Annotated in this window: 8 protein-coding genes; 4 read left to right on the top strand and 4 right to left on the bottom strand. The window is 65.4% G+C overall.

Annotation, left to right across the window (positions count from 1 at the left end; genetic code table 11):
• The first annotated feature begins 62 nt into the window (after positions 1 to 62).
• From EWM63_RS18280 to EWM63_RS18270, 3 genes are all read left to right on the top strand, one after another.
• Complete coding sequence (locus EWM63_RS18280; RefSeq protein ID WP_130187809.1) at positions 63 to 1,655, top strand: POT-type proton-dependent oligopeptide transporter; 1,593 nt, start codon at positions 63 to 65, stop codon at positions 1,653 to 1,655.
• Positions 1,656 to 1,901: 246 nt separating this feature from the next.
• A complete protein-coding gene (locus tag EWM63_RS32950) occupies positions 1,902 to 3,644 on the top strand; it encodes a methyl-accepting chemotaxis protein (protein ID WP_307720788.1) in 1,743 nt (580 codons plus the stop codon).
• An 86-nt stretch (positions 3,645 to 3,730) separates the two neighbouring features.
• Entirely contained in the window at positions 3,731 to 6,466 is a 2,736-nt protein-coding gene (locus tag EWM63_RS18270) for an alpha-1,6-glucosidase domain-containing protein (protein WP_130187808.1), read from the top strand.
• A 94-nt stretch (positions 6,467 to 6,560) separates the two neighbouring features.
• Here the strand turns inward: EWM63_RS18270 and EWM63_RS18265 are convergent, their stop codons facing one another.
• The 4 genes from EWM63_RS18265 to EWM63_RS18250 all read right to left on the bottom strand — a co-directional run bounded on the left by EWM63_RS18265 (position 6,561) and on the right by EWM63_RS18250 (position 13,924).
• Positions 6,561 to 8,228: an alpha-amylase family glycosyl hydrolase gene (locus EWM63_RS18265; RefSeq protein ID WP_130187807.1), complete on the bottom strand. Its 1,668-nt coding sequence runs from the start codon at positions 8,226 to 8,228 to the stop codon at positions 6,561 to 6,563.
• Between the two features lie 36 nt (positions 8,229 to 8,264).
• The gene (locus tag EWM63_RS18260; protein WP_130187806.1) at positions 8,265 to 9,896 is read right to left on the bottom strand and encodes an alpha-D-glucose phosphate-specific phosphoglucomutase; all 1,632 of its coding nucleotides are present in this window, start codon (positions 9,894 to 9,896) and stop codon (positions 8,265 to 8,267) included.
• A 120-nt stretch (positions 9,897 to 10,016) separates the two neighbouring features.
• Positions 10,017 to 11,342, bottom strand: a complete 1,326-nt coding sequence (locus EWM63_RS18255) for an MFS transporter (RefSeq protein WP_130187805.1) — start codon at positions 11,340 to 11,342, stop codon at positions 10,017 to 10,019.
• A 194-nt stretch (positions 11,343 to 11,536) separates the two neighbouring features.
• Entirely contained in the window at positions 11,537 to 13,924 is a 2,388-nt protein-coding gene (locus EWM63_RS18250; protein WP_130187804.1) for a TIM-barrel domain-containing protein, read from the bottom strand.
• Positions 13,925 to 14,030: 106 nt separating this feature from the next.
• On the opposite strand from EWM63_RS18250, the gene EWM63_RS18245 reads away from it, so the two are divergent.
• Positions 14,031 to 15,896 (top strand): M2 family metallopeptidase, encoded by a 1,866-nt coding sequence (locus EWM63_RS18245; protein ID WP_130187803.1) that lies wholly within the window; start codon positions 14,031 to 14,033, stop codon positions 15,894 to 15,896.
• Positions 15,897 to 16,020 lie beyond the last annotated feature (124 nt).

The following is a 16,020-nucleotide window of genomic DNA, read 5'->3' as shown; positions in this document are numbered from 1 at the left end:
ATTGCCAGCGCAACCGTATTCGGCATAGCATCGCGTCCATCCACAATTCGAGAAGGCTATCCATGGCAAACGCCACCCACGAAGCGGGCTCCGGCCCGCTGCCGCGCCAGATACCGTACATCATCGCCAACGAAGGGGCCGAACGCTTTTCCTTCTATGGCATGCGCAATATCCTGACGCCTTTCCTGATCAGCACCCTGCTGCTGTTCATTCCATTGGAAGACCGCACGGGCGAAGCAAAGCACGTGTTCCACACGTTCGTCATCGGCGTGTATTTCTTCCCGCTGCTGGGCGGCTTCCTGGCCGACCGCTACTTCGGCAAATACAACACGATCTTCTGGCTCAGCCTCGTCTACGTGGCCGGCCACGCCTGCCTGGCGATCTTCGAGGACAACCTCACGGGCTTCTACTTCGGCCTGTTCCTGATCGCGCTGGGCGCGGGCGGCATCAAGCCGCTCGTGTCGGCCTTCGTGGGCGACCAGTTCGACCAGACCAACAAGAAGCGGGCCAAGGTCGTCTACGACGCCTTCTACTGGATCATCAATTTCGGCTCGTTCTTCGCGTCGCTGCTGATGCCCCTGTTCCTGAAGAACTATGGCCCTTCCGTGGCCTTCGGTATTCCCGGCCTGCTGATGGCCCTGGCCACCCTCATCTTCTGGCTGGGGAACAAGAAATACGTGCACGTGCCACCGGCGCCGCCCAGCCCGGATTCGCTGACGCGCGTGGCGCGCACCGCGCTGCTGGCGAAAAAGCCGGGCCAGGGCCGCCCCGGCCTGGTGGTGGCCGCCATGGGCGCCGCCGGGGCAGTGGTGTCGCTGCTCATGTCGTTCTCATGGGGCTTCGTGATCGCGGCCTGCACGGCGCTGGTGCTGCTGCTGGCATTCGGCGGCATCGGCACCGCGATGCAGCTGGAACGGGCGCGCGGCCATCACCCCGATGAAGCGGTGGAAGGCGTGCGCGCGGTGCTGCGCATCCTCGTCGTCTTCGCGCTGGTCACGCCATTCTGGTCGCTGTTCGACCAGAAGGCTTCCACGTGGATCGTGCAGGCCAATGCCATGACGAGCCCCGTGCTGAACCTGCTCGGCTGGGAATTCCAGATCCTGCCGGCGCAGATGCAGGCCGTGAACCCGGCCCTGGTGATGCTCCTGATCCCGTTCAACAACCTGGTGATCTACCCGCTGCTGCGCAAAGGCGGCGTGGAACCGACCGCGCTGCGCCGCATGACGGCCGGCATCGTCTTCTCGGCCGTGTCGTGGCTGGTGATCGGCTGGATCCAGGTATCGATGGATGCCGGCACGCCGATGTCGATCCTGTGGCAGCTGGCACCCTACGCGCTGCTGACGATGGGCGAAGTGCTGGTCTCCGCCACGGGCCTGGAATTCGCCTACAGCCAGGCACCGGCATCGATGAAGGGATCGATCATGAGCTTCTGGACGCTGGCCGTCACGGTGGGCAACCTGTGGGTGCTGATCGTCAACGCCAGCGTGAAGAACGACGCGGTGCTGGGCCATATCGGCGATACGGGGCTGTCCGTGATCGCCTTCCAGATGTTCTTCTTTGCTGCTTTTGCCATGGTGACGGCCCTGCTGTTCGGCCTTTACGCGCGGCGCTACAAGATGGTCGACAACTACCGGGCGCAGCCGGCCGTTGCCTGATTTTCATGTTCGGCTACCGGTACTCGATCCTTTCGATGGAGTACCGGTAGAACATACAAGAATTCCGACGCTTCCTGCGGCGCACACGCAACAAAACAGTGCAAGCAAACTCATTCCATACGGAAATTTCCGTATAATTGCCCGAAGGCACTATGACAGTGCCGACCGGCCCCGCCCAGTCCTCGCGTCGCCGGCCCCATTGACCGCCCCTGCTTTCTCGCGGTCGTCGATACCGAACGGAAAACCATGAACTTCAAGAATATGAAAGTCGGCACCCGGCTGGCGCTGGGCTATGCGATCGTCTTTGTCCTGCTGCTCGTCATCGTGGGCGCTGGCCTGATGAAAATGCGTACGATGCAGGAACGCATCGACGGGATCACCGATTTCAACAACGTCCAGATCTCGAATATCGGCGCCCTGAAGGACAGCCTGATGGAACGCGCGATCATCCTGCGCAATCTGGCGCTGCTGACCGACGTGAACGTGATGCGCCCGGAAGCGGAACGCATGCGCGAACTGGAAAAGATGTATGCGGAACGGATCGTCCTGCTGGAGAAATCCCTGAACGCACCCGACACGGCACCGGAGGAAAAGGTGCTGTTCGCCACGATCCGCGAACAGGAACGCATCGCCATGCCGCTGATGGCCGAAGCTGAAAAGCTGGGCCTGGCCAACGAGGCCGAAGCGGCCACGAAGGTCCTGCTGGAAAAGGTGCGCCCAGTGCAGATCGCATGGCAAACCGCCATGTCCCAGCTCATCCAGCTCGAGAACAAGCTGAACAAGGAAGATGCCGAGGCGGCCAAGGAGGCATACCGGAGCGCCGTGACGCTGATGCTGTCCCTGGCGGCGCTGGCGCTCGTCGTGGGTATCGCGGCCGCCGTGACGATTACGCGTGCCCTGCTCAAGCAGCTGGGCGGCGAACCGAACGACGCGGCTGCGATTGCCGCCCGCATCGCCGATGGCGACCTGACGGTGGACGTACCGGTAAAGGCCGGCGATACCGCCAGCATGATGTTCGCCATGCGTAACATGCGCGACAAGCTGGCCGCCATCGTCACCGAAGTGCGCACTGGCACCGACACGATCGCCACCGCTGCCGCCGAAGTCTCGGCCGGCAACCTGGACCTGTCGTCGCGCACCGAAGAGCAGGCCAGCTCGCTGGAAGAAACCGCATCGTCGATGGAAGAACTGACGTCGACCGTGCGCCAGAACGCCGAGAATGCACAGCAGGCCAGCGCGATGGCCGCATCGGCTTCCACCGTTGCCGCCCAGGGCGGCGCCGTGGTGGCGCAGGTGGTCGACACGATGGGCGCGATCGATGCGTCCGCGAAGAAGATCGTCGACATCATTTCCGTCATCGACGGCATCGCGTTCCAGACCAATATCCTGGCGTTGAATGCGGCCGTCGAAGCGGCGCGTGCCGGCGAACAGGGCCGTGGCTTCGCCGTCGTGGCCAGCGAGGTCCGCAACCTGGCGCACCGTTCCGCCACCGCCGCCAAGGAAATCAAGGTGCTGATCGACGATTCCGTGAACAAGGTCGGCGTCGGCACCCAGCTGGTGGGCCAGGCCGGCGCCACGATGACCGAAGTGGTCGGCAGCGTGCAGCGCGTGACGGACATCATGGCGGAAATCTCGTCGGCCAGCCGCGAGCAGAGCAGCGGCATCGACCAGGTGAACGTGGCGATCACGCAGATGGACGAAGTGACGCAGCAGAACGCCGCGCTCGTGGAACAGGCCAGCGCCGCTTCCGAATCGATGCAGGAACAGGCGCGCCGCCTGGCCGAGCTGGTGGGCACGTTCACGGTGGCACAGGGCAGCGCCCCGGCGCCAGCCACGCGCGCCCATGCCACCAGGCCGGCCGCAAAGCCGGTGGCAAAGCCTGTCGTCCGCGCAGCCCTGCCGGCGGCAAACACCACCCGGCCGGCGGCACCGGCGGCCCGCAAGGCGCCCGTGACCGTGGGTTCCGAGACCGACTGGGAAGAGTTCTGATCCCCCGTGCATGACCGGTGCGACTACAGCATGGCTGTAGTCGCAAGCTTCCTTTACCATACGTCCCCATCGAAACAGGGGGACGCATGGACCATCAATACCGCAGCCGCGCGCTGCGCCTCGCCGTTGCCGCGGCACTCGCCAACGCCATCGCCGCGGCGGGTGCAGCGCACGCCGCCACTTCATCCGCCGCCCTCTGCGATGGCGATGGATTCCAGGTTGTCCTTTCTTCCAATACCGCGACGTTCGACGCGCGTGCCGCATGGCTGGACCGGCGCACGCTGGCGTGGCCGGGTGCCCGTGCCGACAGCCGCGTGAGGCTCTACCACGCGCGCAACGCTTCGGTGACGGCGCCGGCCGGCGGCAAGGTCGGCGGCGCGGACGGGTTCCTAGCCCTCGATGCCACGCCTGCCGCCATGCCGGAACGCCTGCGCTACCTGGGGCAGGCCCCCGTGTTCGCATTGCGCGACGCCGACGTGGCCGATATCGCCCGCCTGCACCGCGGCAAGCTTCTGCTGGTGAGCGAAGCCGCGGACGGCACCGTGCTCGATGCCACGCGGGTACAGGTGGCGGGCGCGCTCGACGACCTGTATGCGGCGGCGGAAGCGGTGCCCGACCTGGGCGCCACGCCGCGCGCGAACGGCACCACGTTCAAGCTGTGGGCGCCGACCGCGCAACGGGTATCCGTGTGCACCTACGACAAGGGCACCAGCCCCTCGCGCGCCGCGACGCCGCTGCGCTTCGACCCGAAGACCGGCGTCTGGTCCGCCACGGTGGGCGGCAACCTGGACGGCAAGTACTACCGGTATGCGGTGGACGTGCCCGTGCCGGGCGCCGGCATCGTGCGCAACCTCGTCACCGACCCGTATTCCGTCAGCCTCACCACCGATTCGCGGCGCAGCTACATCGCCGACCTGTCGTCGCCGCGCCTGAAGCCCGCCGGCTGGGACAAGGATGCACCGCCGGCCAAGGTGCGCGCACAGCCGGACATGTCGATCTACGAATTGCACGTGCGCGATTTCTCGATCGGCGACGCGACCGTGAGCCCGGCGAACCGCGGCAAGTACACGGCCTTCCTCGAACAGGGCTCGGACGGCATGAAGCACCTGCGTGCGCTGTCGCAGGCCGGGCTCACGGATGTGCACCTGCTGCCGGTGTACGACATCGGCAGCATTCCCGAGAAAGGCTGCGTGACGCAAGCCCCGGTGGGCGCGGCGGACAGCGACGCCCAGCAGAAACTCATCGGCGCGAGCAAGCTGGCGGACTGCTACAACTGGGGCTACGACCCCTACCACTACAACGCGCCGGAAGGCAGCTACAGCACCGATCCGGCGGACGGCGGCAAGCGCGTGCTGGAGCTGCGACAGATGGTGATGGCGCTGCACGGCGCCGGCCTGCGCGTGGGCATGGACGTTGTCTACAACCACACCTACACGGCCGGCCAGGATGAAAAATCCGTGCTGGACCGCGTGGTGCCCGGCTACTACCATCGCCTCGATGCGAAAGGTGCGATCGAGCGCTCCACCTGCTGCGAGAACACGGCCACCGAGCACCGCATGATGGGCAAGCTGATGGTCGATTCGAGCGTGCTGTGGACGCAGGCCTACCACATCGATTCATTCCGCTTCGACCTGATGGGCCACCAGCCCCGCGCCGTCATGGAAACGCTGCAGCGCCGCGTGAACGCGGCCGCCGGCCGGCACGTGCACCTGATCGGCGAAGGCTGGAACTTCGGCGAGGTGGCCGATGGCAAGCGCTTCGTGCAGGCTTCACAGCTGTCGCTGAACGGCAGCGGCATCGGCACCTTCAGCGACCGTGGCCGCGATGCCGTGCGCGGTGGCGGCGCCGGCGACGCCGGGCGCGACATGATCACGCGCCAGGGCTATGTCAACGGGCTGGTGTATGACCCCAACGAGGGCGCCTCCCGCAACCCTGCGGACCTGCTGAAGGCGGCGGATCTCGTCAAGGCGGGCCTGGCCGGCACGCTGCGCACCTACCCGCTGCCAACGCACACGGGCGAGATCCGCGAACTGCAGCGCATCGACTACGGCGGCCAGCCGGCCGGTTACGCGAGCGAACCGGGCGAAGTGGTGAACTACGTGGAAAACCACGACAACCAGACGCTGTACGACCTGAACGTGCTGCGCCTGCCCGCTTCGACATCGACGGCCGACCGCGCCCGCGTGCAGGTGCTGGCCGCCGCCATCAACGCGTTCAGCCAGGGCGTGGCCTACTTCCACGCCGGCTTCGACATCCTCCGCTCCAAATCGCTGGACCGCAACAGCTTCGAATCGGGCGACTGGTTCAACCGGCTGGACTGGACCTACCGCGACAACCATTTCGGCACGGGCCTGCCGCCCGCGGCCGACAACGGCAAGGATTACGCGCTGTTCCAGCCGCTGCTGGCCAATCCGGCCTTCAAGCCTTCGCCAGCCGACATCGCGTTCACCCGCGACGCCTTCCGCGACCTGCTGAAGATCCGCGCCGGCAGCACGCTGTTCCGGCTGCGCAGCACCGCCGACGTCGAACAGCGCCTGCGCTTCTACAACACCGGCCCCGCCCAGGTCCCCACCGTGATCGCCGGCCGCCTCGACGGCAACGGCTACGCCGGCGCCGGCTTCAAGGCCGTGCTGTACCTGCTCAACGTCGACAAGACCGCACAATCGATCGTCGTGCCGCAGGAAGCCGGGCGCACCTGGACGCTGCACCCGGTGCAGGCCTCTCCCACCGCCGCTGACACACGCGCCCGCGAAGCCCGCTACGACGCCCCCACCGGCCGCTTCACCATCCCCGCCCGCACCGCCGTCGTGTTTGTGGAATAAACCCGACAAACAGTGTTGTAAAAACCATGGGGACTGTCCCTCCCTGGGGGACTGTCCCCCTTGGAGGGACAGTCCCCGGTTTCAGGGAATTTTTTTAACGGGCAAGTTCGAGGAGGATGGTGCTGAACTTGCCGCTCGTGCGCACGGCGCCATTGGCGACGGTGTAGGTGGCGCCCGCGTAGGCGTCGCGCACCTTGGTGCCGTTGGCGAAGATGCCGCCGACCTTGATCGCGACGGGCTTGCCGACCGGGGCGTCCAGCGCCACCACGACCTTGTCGCTGGCGCCATTGCCGCTGAAGGTGCGCGAGAACGTATACGGCGCATCGGCCAGCTTCGCATGCGTGCCGGCGCCGACCGACAGGTGGGCGCGCCGGAACTGGCCCAGCTTCGCCCAGTGCGCGCGCACATCGGCGACGCGGTAACCGTCGCGTGCGCCGTTCGATGCCAGCTCGTCCCAGTTCATGAACGAGCGCAGCTTCGCATCGCCGACAGCATCGGCGATGTCGAGCCGCCGCGCGGTTTCGTCACCGTAGTAGACCTGCGCGGCGCCCGGTGCCAGCAGCAGCTTGTTCGCGGTCTCGAAAGGCTTGACGCGCGCCGCATCGAAGGCGTTGGCGTCGTCGTGCGAGTCCATGTAGTTCAGTACGGACTTGCCCTTCAGCGGGCCATGCAGCTGCGCCGAGAATTTCGCAAAGATGCTTTCGTAGTCGCCCTTGCCATCGCCGGGCAGGCTGAAGTTGATCAGGCTGTCGAAGCCGTTCGCGTAGAAGTCGGTCTTCACGCCGCCGCCCATGTCGAACTCGCGGCCATGGCCGATGGCATAGTTGTACACCTCGGCCACGGTGAAGAATTTTCCGTCGCCAAGCACCTTGCCCGGGTTGGCCTTCTTCCATTCGGCATGCGCCGCCTCGGTGACGGTGCGCAGTTCCTTCCATACACCCGCCTCGGTGTGCTTGACGGTGTCGGCGCGATAGCCATCGAGGCCGTACTTGCGTACCCAGTCCGCGTGCCATTTCATCAGGTAGTAACGCGGCGCGCGCGGGTAGCCGGTGCGGGCGAAGAAGTCGTCCAGCTCCTTCGCTTCGCGCTCGTAGCGCCCTTCCTTCTTCCATTTTTCAACAAGCGCTGGCGGCAGGGCCACCGGCGTATCGCTTTCCGTGCGCACGTCCGGCAGGTTGTCCACCAGCGTGCAGGAGATCGTCGTCGGCGCATCCTTGTGCGCGCACGTGGGCGACGTGCGCACCCAATCCGCCGGCCACACGGGATCGGCATCCGTTACCGGGCCGGTGTGGTTCATCACCACGTCCAGCAGCACGCGGATGCCGCGCGCATGGGCCGCGTCGACGAAGTCGCGGAAATCCTGCTCGGTGCCCAGGTTGGCATCGACGGCCGTGAAATCGCGTGCCCAGTAACCGTGGAAGCCATACGACTTGCCGGTACCTTCATCGGTACCGGCGTGGATCTGCTCCACGGGTGGCGTGAGCCAGATCGCGTTCACGCCCAGGCTGTCGAAATAGCCTTCCTTGACCTTCGCCGTCAGCCCTTTCAGGTCGCCGCCCAGGTAACCGCGCAACGGCGCCGCGTCGGCTTTCCGGCCATAGGCCAGGTCGTTCGATTTGTCGCCGTTGGCGAAGCGGTCGGTGAGCAGGAAATAAACGGTCGCGTTCTCCCACATGAACGGCATTGGTTTCGGTGTCGCCGCCAGCGCGGACGTGCCGGATGCGGCCAAAAGGATGGACAATGCAATGGATGTGAGCTTCATGCGACCTTTCTAGGTTGGCGAGGTTGGCGAGGTTAATCAAGTGATCACGGTCGGATTGCTCCGCCCCGTGTTGTAGGCGACGCTGGCCACGCTGTCGGCAATGGCGATCAGCGCCGCCAGTGCCTGCTGCGTGGGAATGTGGTGCTGCTCGGGATCGGCTTCGTAGCGCTCCAGGTAGATGCGCAGCGTGGCGCCTTCGGTACCGGTGCCGGACAGCCGGTAGACGATGCGCGAGCCATCCGTCATCACGATGCGGATGCCCTGCTGCGTGGCCTGCGAACCGTCGACCGGATCGGTGTATTCGAAATCGTCGGCGTAATCGACCGTGTAGTGGTTCATCTCCACGCCCTTCAGCGCGGCGAGCTTCACGCGCAGGTCGTCCATCAGCACCTTGGCCGCGTGCGCATCGATGGCTTCATAGTCGTGGCGCGAATAATAGTTGCGGCCGAAGCGCTGCCAGTGTTCCTCGACGATCTGCTGCACCGACTGGCCCTTCACGGCCAGCAGGTTGAGCCAGAACAGCACGGCCCACACGCCATCCTTCTCGCGCACGTGGTTCGAGCCGGTGCCGTAGCTCTCCTCGCCGCACAGCGTGGCCAGGCCGGCATCGAGCAGCGTGCCGAAGTACTTCCACCCGGTCGGCGTTTCGTAGCATGGCACGCCGAGCGCCTCGGCCACGCGGTCGGCCGCGCGCGACGTGGGCATCGATCGGGCGATGCCGGCGATGCCGGCGCGGTAGCCAGGCGCCACTTGCGCATTGGCGGCAAGGATCGCAAGGGAATCGGAAGGCGTGACGTCGAACTTGCGCCCGACGATCATGTTGCGGTCGGCGTCACCGTCCGAGGCGGCGCCGAAATCGGGCGCATCGTCGCGCGCCATCAGTTCGATCAGTTCGGCCGCGTTGACGGGGTTCGGGTCCGGGTGGCCGCCGCCGAAGTCCTCGCTCGGCACGGCGTTGATCACGGTGCCTTCCGGCGCACCCAGGCGGCCTTCGATGATCGCCCTGGCATACGGGCCGGCCACGGCATGCATCGCATCGAAGCGCATGCGGAAGCCGCTGGCGAACAGGTTGCGGATCGCCTCGAAGTCGAACAGCTGTTCCATCAGCTGCGCGTAATCGTCGACCGGGTCGATCACCTCGACCTGCATCTGCTCCAGGTAGGAACGGCCGCCGTGGTCGATGTCGAGGTCGGGCGCATCGCTGATGCGGTAGGTGTTGATGGTGGTGGTGCGCTGGTAGATGCCTTCGGTCACCGCTTCCGGTGCCGGGCCGCCATTGCCGATGTTGTACTTGATGCCGAAGTCGCCGTCCGGACCGCCGGGATTGTGGCTGGCCGACAGGACGATGCCGCCCATCGCCTCATGCTTGCGAATGACGCACGACACCGCCGGCGTGGACAGGATGCCGCCCCTTCCCACCAGCACGCGCGCCAGGCCATTGGCCGCGGCCATTTTGAGGATGGTTTGAATCGCGACGCGGTTGTGGAAGCGGCCGTCGCCGCCGAGCACCAGTGTCTTGCCGGTCAGGTCGCCGAGCGTATCGAAGACGCTCTGCACGAAGTTCTCGAGATAATGCGCTTGCTGGAATACGCCGACCTTCTTGCGCAGGCCGGAAGTGCCCGGCCGCTGGCCGGCGACGGGCGTGGTTTGAATCGTCTGAATTGCCATGTCTGCTCCGCTGTGGTGTTGGCTTAAGATTAACATCCCAGCCTACCGCGATCCAGTGCGCGACGGCGCGCGGCTCGGTGCCGAACGCGCCGTTTCCAGGTCGGCGCTACAGGTTGACGCTCACTTCGGGCGCCGCACGTTGTCCTTCACGAACACCGTCAGCGCGGCGGCCACCAGCAACGAGACGCCGCCCAGCACCAGCGTCTTGGCGGCATGGCCATCGAACGCGTGGCGGATCACGAAGCCCAGCACGACACCGGCGATGATCTGCGGGATCACGACGAAGAAATTGAAGAGGCCCATGTAGTAGCCCATCCGCTTGGCCGGCAGCGAGCCGGCCAGGATCGCGTAGGGCATCGTCAGGATGCTGGCCCAGGCAAGGCCCACGCCGATCATCGGCAGCATCAGCATCTGCTTGTCGTGGATCTGGAACACGCTGGCCAGCGAGACGCCGCCGATGGCAAGGCAGGCCATGTGCACTGTCTTGCGGCTCGTGAGGCGGGCCAGCACGGGCAGGATGAACGCGGCCAGCGCGGAAACGCCCGAGTACACGGCGAACATCATGCCGACCCAGTTGCCGGCAGCCTGGTAGGCGGCCGACGTGGCATCGGTCGTGCCGAACACATTCTCGGCCACGGAAGCGGTGGTGTAGATCCACATCGTGTAGAGACCGACCCAGGTGAAGAACGACACGTAGGCCAGCTGCACCATCGTCTTCGGCATGCGGCCAAAGCCGCCGAGGATCTCCGCCAGCGCATGGCCCAGCCCCTTGGACAGGCTGCGCTCGCGCTGGAACTCTTCCAGGTTCTCGGGCGGCAGTTCGTCGGCGGTGAACACGGTCCACAGCACGGCCAGCAGGTACACCGTGCCACCCGCGTAGAACGCATAGCGGACCGAATCGGGAATGGTACCGGCGGGCGCCACGTTGCTGACGCCGAGGTAGTCGGTGAAGATGGTCGGCAGCAGCGAGGCGATGACGGCGCCGCAGCCGATGAAGAAGGTCTGCATCGCGAAACCGGCCGTCTGCTGCGACTCATCGAGCTTGTCGCCGACGAAGGCACGGAACGGCTCCATCGATACGTTGATCGCGGCATCCATCATCCACAACACGGCGGCCGCCATCCACAGCGACTGCGAATTGGGCATCAGGACCAGCGCCAGCGACGCGAACACGGCACCGAGGAAGAAGAACGGCCTGCGGCGGCCCCATTTCGGGTGCCAGGTATTGTCGGACAGGTAGCCGATGATGGGCTGCACCAGCAGGCCGGTGGCCGGCGCCGCCAGCCATAGCAGCGGCAGTTCATCGGGATTGGCGCCCAGCGTGGAAAAGATGCGGCTGGTATTGGCATTTTGCAGCGCAAAGCCGAACTGGATGCCGAAAAAGCCGAAGCTCATGTTCCACAGCTGCCAGAACGACAGCCGTGGTTTGGTGGAAGAAGAATGCATCCGCGGTCTCCGATGTTATGCGCTACTCTATATGTAGCAAAATAACATGGACGAACCACGCAGTCAACGTCACTTCAGTGGCCAAAACGCCAGATTTCAGTTGTTTTGTAGTCAAACAACAGAAAAACTAGGGACAGACCCGTGTTTCTAGGAAATTTCCTCTAAACAGGGGTCTGTCCCGGGTTTTGTGTGGATCACGAAAACTGCACGGTGACCTTTGCCGCGAGCCGCGCCCGCGCCGGGATGGCCACCCGCGCCACCCGCGTTTTCGCGTCCCACGTGAAAGCCAGCGCGCGGCCATCGAGCAGCACGCGTTTCGGTTTCGCGAGACCATGCACGTGCAGTGTGTAAGCACGCACTACCGGCGCCATCGCGCTGCCCGCCTCGGTGGCGATGCCGATGTCGAGCGCATCCGGCCGCGCGGCCGCGGTGAAGCTGGCAATCTCGTACTTGCCCTTGCCCCACGCATCGGCGGTGGCGCCATCGTCGTCGTACAGCATGCCCTTCGACGCCGTCACGCTGTGGTCATGCCAGTAATGCAGATCGATGTTCCTGCTCGTGTAGTCGCGCGTGGTCTGCACGACCGGCGCCATCGGCACGAACGCGCCGGCGCGCACGTACACCGGGATGCGTTCTTCCACCACGTCGACCGTTTCCAGGATACCCCCGGCGTGCCGCGCGCCGGTATGGAAGTCGAACCATGCGCTGCCCTTGGTCGGGAAATACACTTCCTTGCGCCGCGCGCCCGGCTCGGTCACCGGCGCAACGAGGAAACTGCCGCCCCACAGGTAAGTGGAGGCCAGCAGGCCCGCATCGTTCTTCGTATCCTCGAACAGCACGGGGCGCATCAGCGGCATGCCGGTGGTGCTGTTCTCGAACGCCATCGTGTAGTGATACGGCAGCAGCGCATAGCGCAACCGGATCGCATCGGCGGCCAGGCGTTTCGCGCGCGGCGCGCGGTACACGGGCTCGGAAGCCACCTCTTCCTGCGCATGCGGGCGGAACACCGGCTGGAACACGCCATACTGCAGCCAGCGCACATACAGTTCGTCGTCGAGCGCGGGGCCGGCGAAGCCGCCCAGGTCGGAATGCATGTAGGCCAGGCCCTGCATGCCCATCTGCAGCGCGATCTCCATCTGCGACTGCAGCCCGCCCCAGCTGCGCGACACGTCACCGGACCACGGAATCATGCCGAAGCGCTGCGACCCAGAATAGCCGGCGCGCATCAGGATGAACGGGCGCTCGTCCGGGAAGTCCTTCGCATAGCCCTCGGCGATCAGCCGCGCCCAGTCATGGCCATAGATGTTGTGCACCTGGTCCGCCGAACCGGTGGCGTGCTGCAGCGCCGCCGGATGCAGCTCCGGCTCGCCCAGGTCGCCCCACCACCCGGCCACGCCCTGCTCCTTCAGCCCCTTGTAGATGTTCCAGAACCAGCCCTTGCCCTGCGGGCTGAAGATATCGACCAGACCGGTATTCCCGAAGAAGAAGTCGTACGTATAGGGTGCGCCATCCTTCGTGGTGGCCAGCGCTTTCGCCGCCACCGCTTCCTGCCAGCGGCCCGACGTGGTCAGCACGAACGGTTCGGTGATGACCACCGTGTTCACGCCCTTGCTCTGGAGGTCGCGCAGCATGCGTTGCGGCTCGGGAAACTTGTCCTTGTCCCATGCCAGGTTGCCCATCGTACCCTGCACCTCCTTGCCGAACCAGTACAGGTCGAGCACCACCGCATCGAGCGGGATCTTCTCTTCCCTGAACCTGTCGACGACGGCACGTACTTCCTTTTCGTCGTGGTAGCCGAAGCGGCTGGCGAAATTGCCGAATGCCCAGCGCGGCGGTAGCGGCTGGCGGCCCGTCAGGCTCGTGTAGTTCGCCATCACGTCGGCCCACGCATCGCCGGCGATCACCTGGTAGGTCTTCCTGCCGCCGATCGTTTCGTACGCGAGCGTGCCGTCCTTGCGGCTGTCGAAATCCAGGTAGCCCGTTTGCGGGTTATCGAAGTGCACCGCGTACTTTTTCGACGACAGCGCCACGGGGATCGTGAAGTTCAGCAGCTCCGAGCGGTTGCCGTAGCCGTAGTGCGCCTTGTTGTAGAGCTGGAAGCGGTAGCCGCGGCGGTTCATGCCCACGGCGCGGGCACCTGCGCCGTACAGCGCCTCGTCGGCATCGAGCGCGAACTCCAGCGCCTCCATGCCGTTCCTTCTCGTGTAGCCCAGCTTTTCCGCCAGCAGCGGCTGGCCCTTGTAAGCGTAGCTGATGCGCAGCGGCCGGCGCTCGATCGTGACGGTGATGCCCGGCGTGGCGTACTCGATGCGGCCAGCGGCTTCCTTCACCGTGGCCGGCACGCCCGCTGGCCGCAGCACCACGGCGTGCGACCGCGCATCCTGCTGCTCGCCATTCGGGATGAACGTGGTCTCGACAATCGCCGCGGAGTACGGGCGGATCACGTAGCGGCCGTCGTTGGTAACGATCTGTAGCGCGCCATCCTTTTCAGTCCAGCTTTCCACCTGCCGCGCGCTGTTCTGCGCAACGGCGGTTTGACAGGCGAAGGTCAGCGCGAGCGCCGCGGTCGTGGAGATTTTCATGGTGTGGAAGTGTGATGATGGAGAACCGCGAGCATGACAAAACGGCGCAATGAAAACAAGGGTAAATGCTTTATATTGAAGGCTTCATAAAGGATCGGAGGGGACGATGAAGCTGTCCGCTGTTTCACTCATCACGTTGCTGGCGCTGGGCGCGGGCATGACCCAGGCGCATGCGCAGCCGAAGGCGCCGGCAAAGCCGGGCAAGACGAAGGCGCAGGCCAGGGCACCGGCGAAACCCACGCTCGTCGAAGCCAAGCGTTTCCTGGCCCAGACCGAGGCAGGATTCGACAGGGTCAATGCGGACCAGGCACGCGCCGACTGGGTGGGCGCAAATTTCATCACCGACGATACCGAAGCGATCGCCGCGTATTTCGGCGAACTGCAGCTGGACGCGGCGGGCCAGGCGGCGTTGGCCGCACGCCGCTTCAACAGCCCGGGTTTCGTCCAGTCGCTGAGCCACGCTGATGCGCGCAAGCTGAAGTTGCTGCAGCTGACCCTGATGCTGTCCGACCCGAAGGAACGCGCCGATTACGCTGCCGCACGGGCAGCCCTGGCCGGTGCCTACGGCAAGGCGAAATACTGCCCAGCCGATGGCCGCCCCTGCATGGCCCTGGGCGAGCTGGAAAAGATCCTGGCCACCAGCCGCGATCCGAAGAAGCTGCTCGATGCATGGTCCGGCTGGCATGCGCAGTCGCCAGGCTGGAAGGACCGCTATGCCGGCTTCGTGGCCCTGTCGAACAAGGGCGCCCGCGAGATGGGCTATGCCGATACCGGCGCACTGTGGCGCTCCGGCTACGACATGGCGCCCGACGAATTCGCGTTCGAGATGGAACGCCTGTGGCTGCAGGTGAAGCCGCTGTACGACGCGCTGCACGAATACACGCGCTACAAACTGCGCGCCGCCTACGGCCCGGAAGCGGTGCCGCTGACCGGCCCTGTCCCCGCACACCTGTTCGGCAATATGTGGAGCCAGACATGGGACAACCTCTACCCGCTGGTCAGGCCGAAGTCCGGCGCCAGCGGCTTCGACCTGACGAAGGTGCTGGAACAGCGCAAGACCACGCCCAGGCAGATGACGGAATACGCCGAACGCTTCTACACCTCGCTGGGCATGCCGAAGCTGCCGGCCACCTTCTGGGAACGTTCGCTGCTGGCCAAGCCGCGCGACCGCGAAGTGGTGTGCCATGCGTCGGCGTGGTCGATCGATGCCCGCGACGACGTGCGCATCAAGATGTGCATCAATCCCACGGCCGAGGATTTCACCGTCATCCATCATGAGCTGGGCCACGTCTACTACTTCCTCGCCTACCAGAACCAGCCGGCGCTGTTCCGCAACGGCGCCAACGACGGCTTCCACGAGGCGATCGGCGACACCATCGCCCTGTCGATCACGCCCGCCTACCTGAAGCGCATCGGCCTGATGAAGGAAGACCCGGACCCGAAGGCGGACATGGGCGAACTGCTGCGCCGCGCGCTGTCGAAAGTGGCGGTGCTGCCGTGGGCCTACATGGTCGACCGCTGGCGCTGGGACGTCTACGCGGGCAACACGCAGCCGGCCGACTACGACCGCAGCTGGTGGCAGTTGCGCGAACAGTACATGGGCATCGGCCGCCCGCTGCCCATGGCGGCGAACGGCTTCGACGCCGGCGCCAAGTACCACGTTCCGGCGGACGTGCCTTATGCCCGCTACTTCCTGGCCAACCTGCTGCAGTTCCAGTTCCACCGCGCGCTGTGCCGCGAGGCCGGCCACGAAGGCCCGCTGCACGCGTGCTCGATCCACGGCAACGAAAAGGCGGGGAAGAAGCTGCAGGCCATGCTGGAACTGGGCACCAGCAAGCCGTGGCCCGAGGCGCTGAAGGCGATCAGCGGCGAAGACCGCATCGATGGCGGCGCCCTGCTCGAGTACTTCGCGCCGCTGAAAGGCTGGCTCGATGAGCAGAACCGGGTGCTGGCCGCGCAGCAGAAGTGGTGACCCTTGCGCACGGCGGGCACTCGATGCATCCGGTGCCGCCGTGTTCCACCTTGTCTCGCCTTGTCCCGCCTTGTCCTTCCTGCACGCAAAGGCTATACTTGACGATTCCAGTCAACTATTAGCC

This window comes from Pseudoduganella lutea, from assembly GCF_004209755.1.
GTDB lineage: Bacteria > Pseudomonadota > Gammaproteobacteria > Burkholderiales > Burkholderiaceae_D > Rugamonas > Rugamonas lutea.
This window is presented reverse-complemented; position numbering and strand designations above follow the sequence as displayed.

Excerpts from the sequence above, each read along its gene's own strand:
- EWM63_RS18255 (WP_130187805.1), bottom strand. The coding sequence starts at position 11,342 with ATGCATTCTTCTTCCACCAAACCACGGCTGTCGTTCTGGCAGCTGTGG.
- EWM63_RS18260 (WP_130187806.1), bottom strand. The coding sequence starts at position 9,896 with ATGGCAATTCAGACGATTCAAACCACGCCCGTCGCCGGCCAGCGGCCG.
- EWM63_RS18265 (WP_130187807.1), bottom strand. The coding sequence starts at position 8,228 with ATGAAGCTCACATCCATTGCATTGTCCATCCTTTTGGCCGCATCCGGC.
- EWM63_RS18250 (WP_130187804.1), bottom strand. The coding sequence starts at position 13,924 with ATGAAAATCTCCACGACCGCGGCGCTCGCGCTGACCTTCGCCTGTCAA.
- EWM63_RS18245 (WP_130187803.1), top strand. The coding sequence starts at position 14,031 with ATGAAGCTGTCCGCTGTTTCACTCATCACGTTGCTGGCGCTGGGCGCG.
- EWM63_RS18280 (WP_130187809.1), top strand. The coding sequence starts at position 63 with ATGGCAAACGCCACCCACGAAGCGGGCTCCGGCCCGCTGCCGCGCCAG.
- EWM63_RS32950 (WP_307720788.1), top strand. The coding sequence starts at position 1,902 with ATGAACTTCAAGAATATGAAAGTCGGCACCCGGCTGGCGCTGGGCTAT.
- EWM63_RS18270 (WP_130187808.1), top strand. The coding sequence starts at position 3,731 with ATGGACCATCAATACCGCAGCCGCGCGCTGCGCCTCGCCGTTGCCGCG.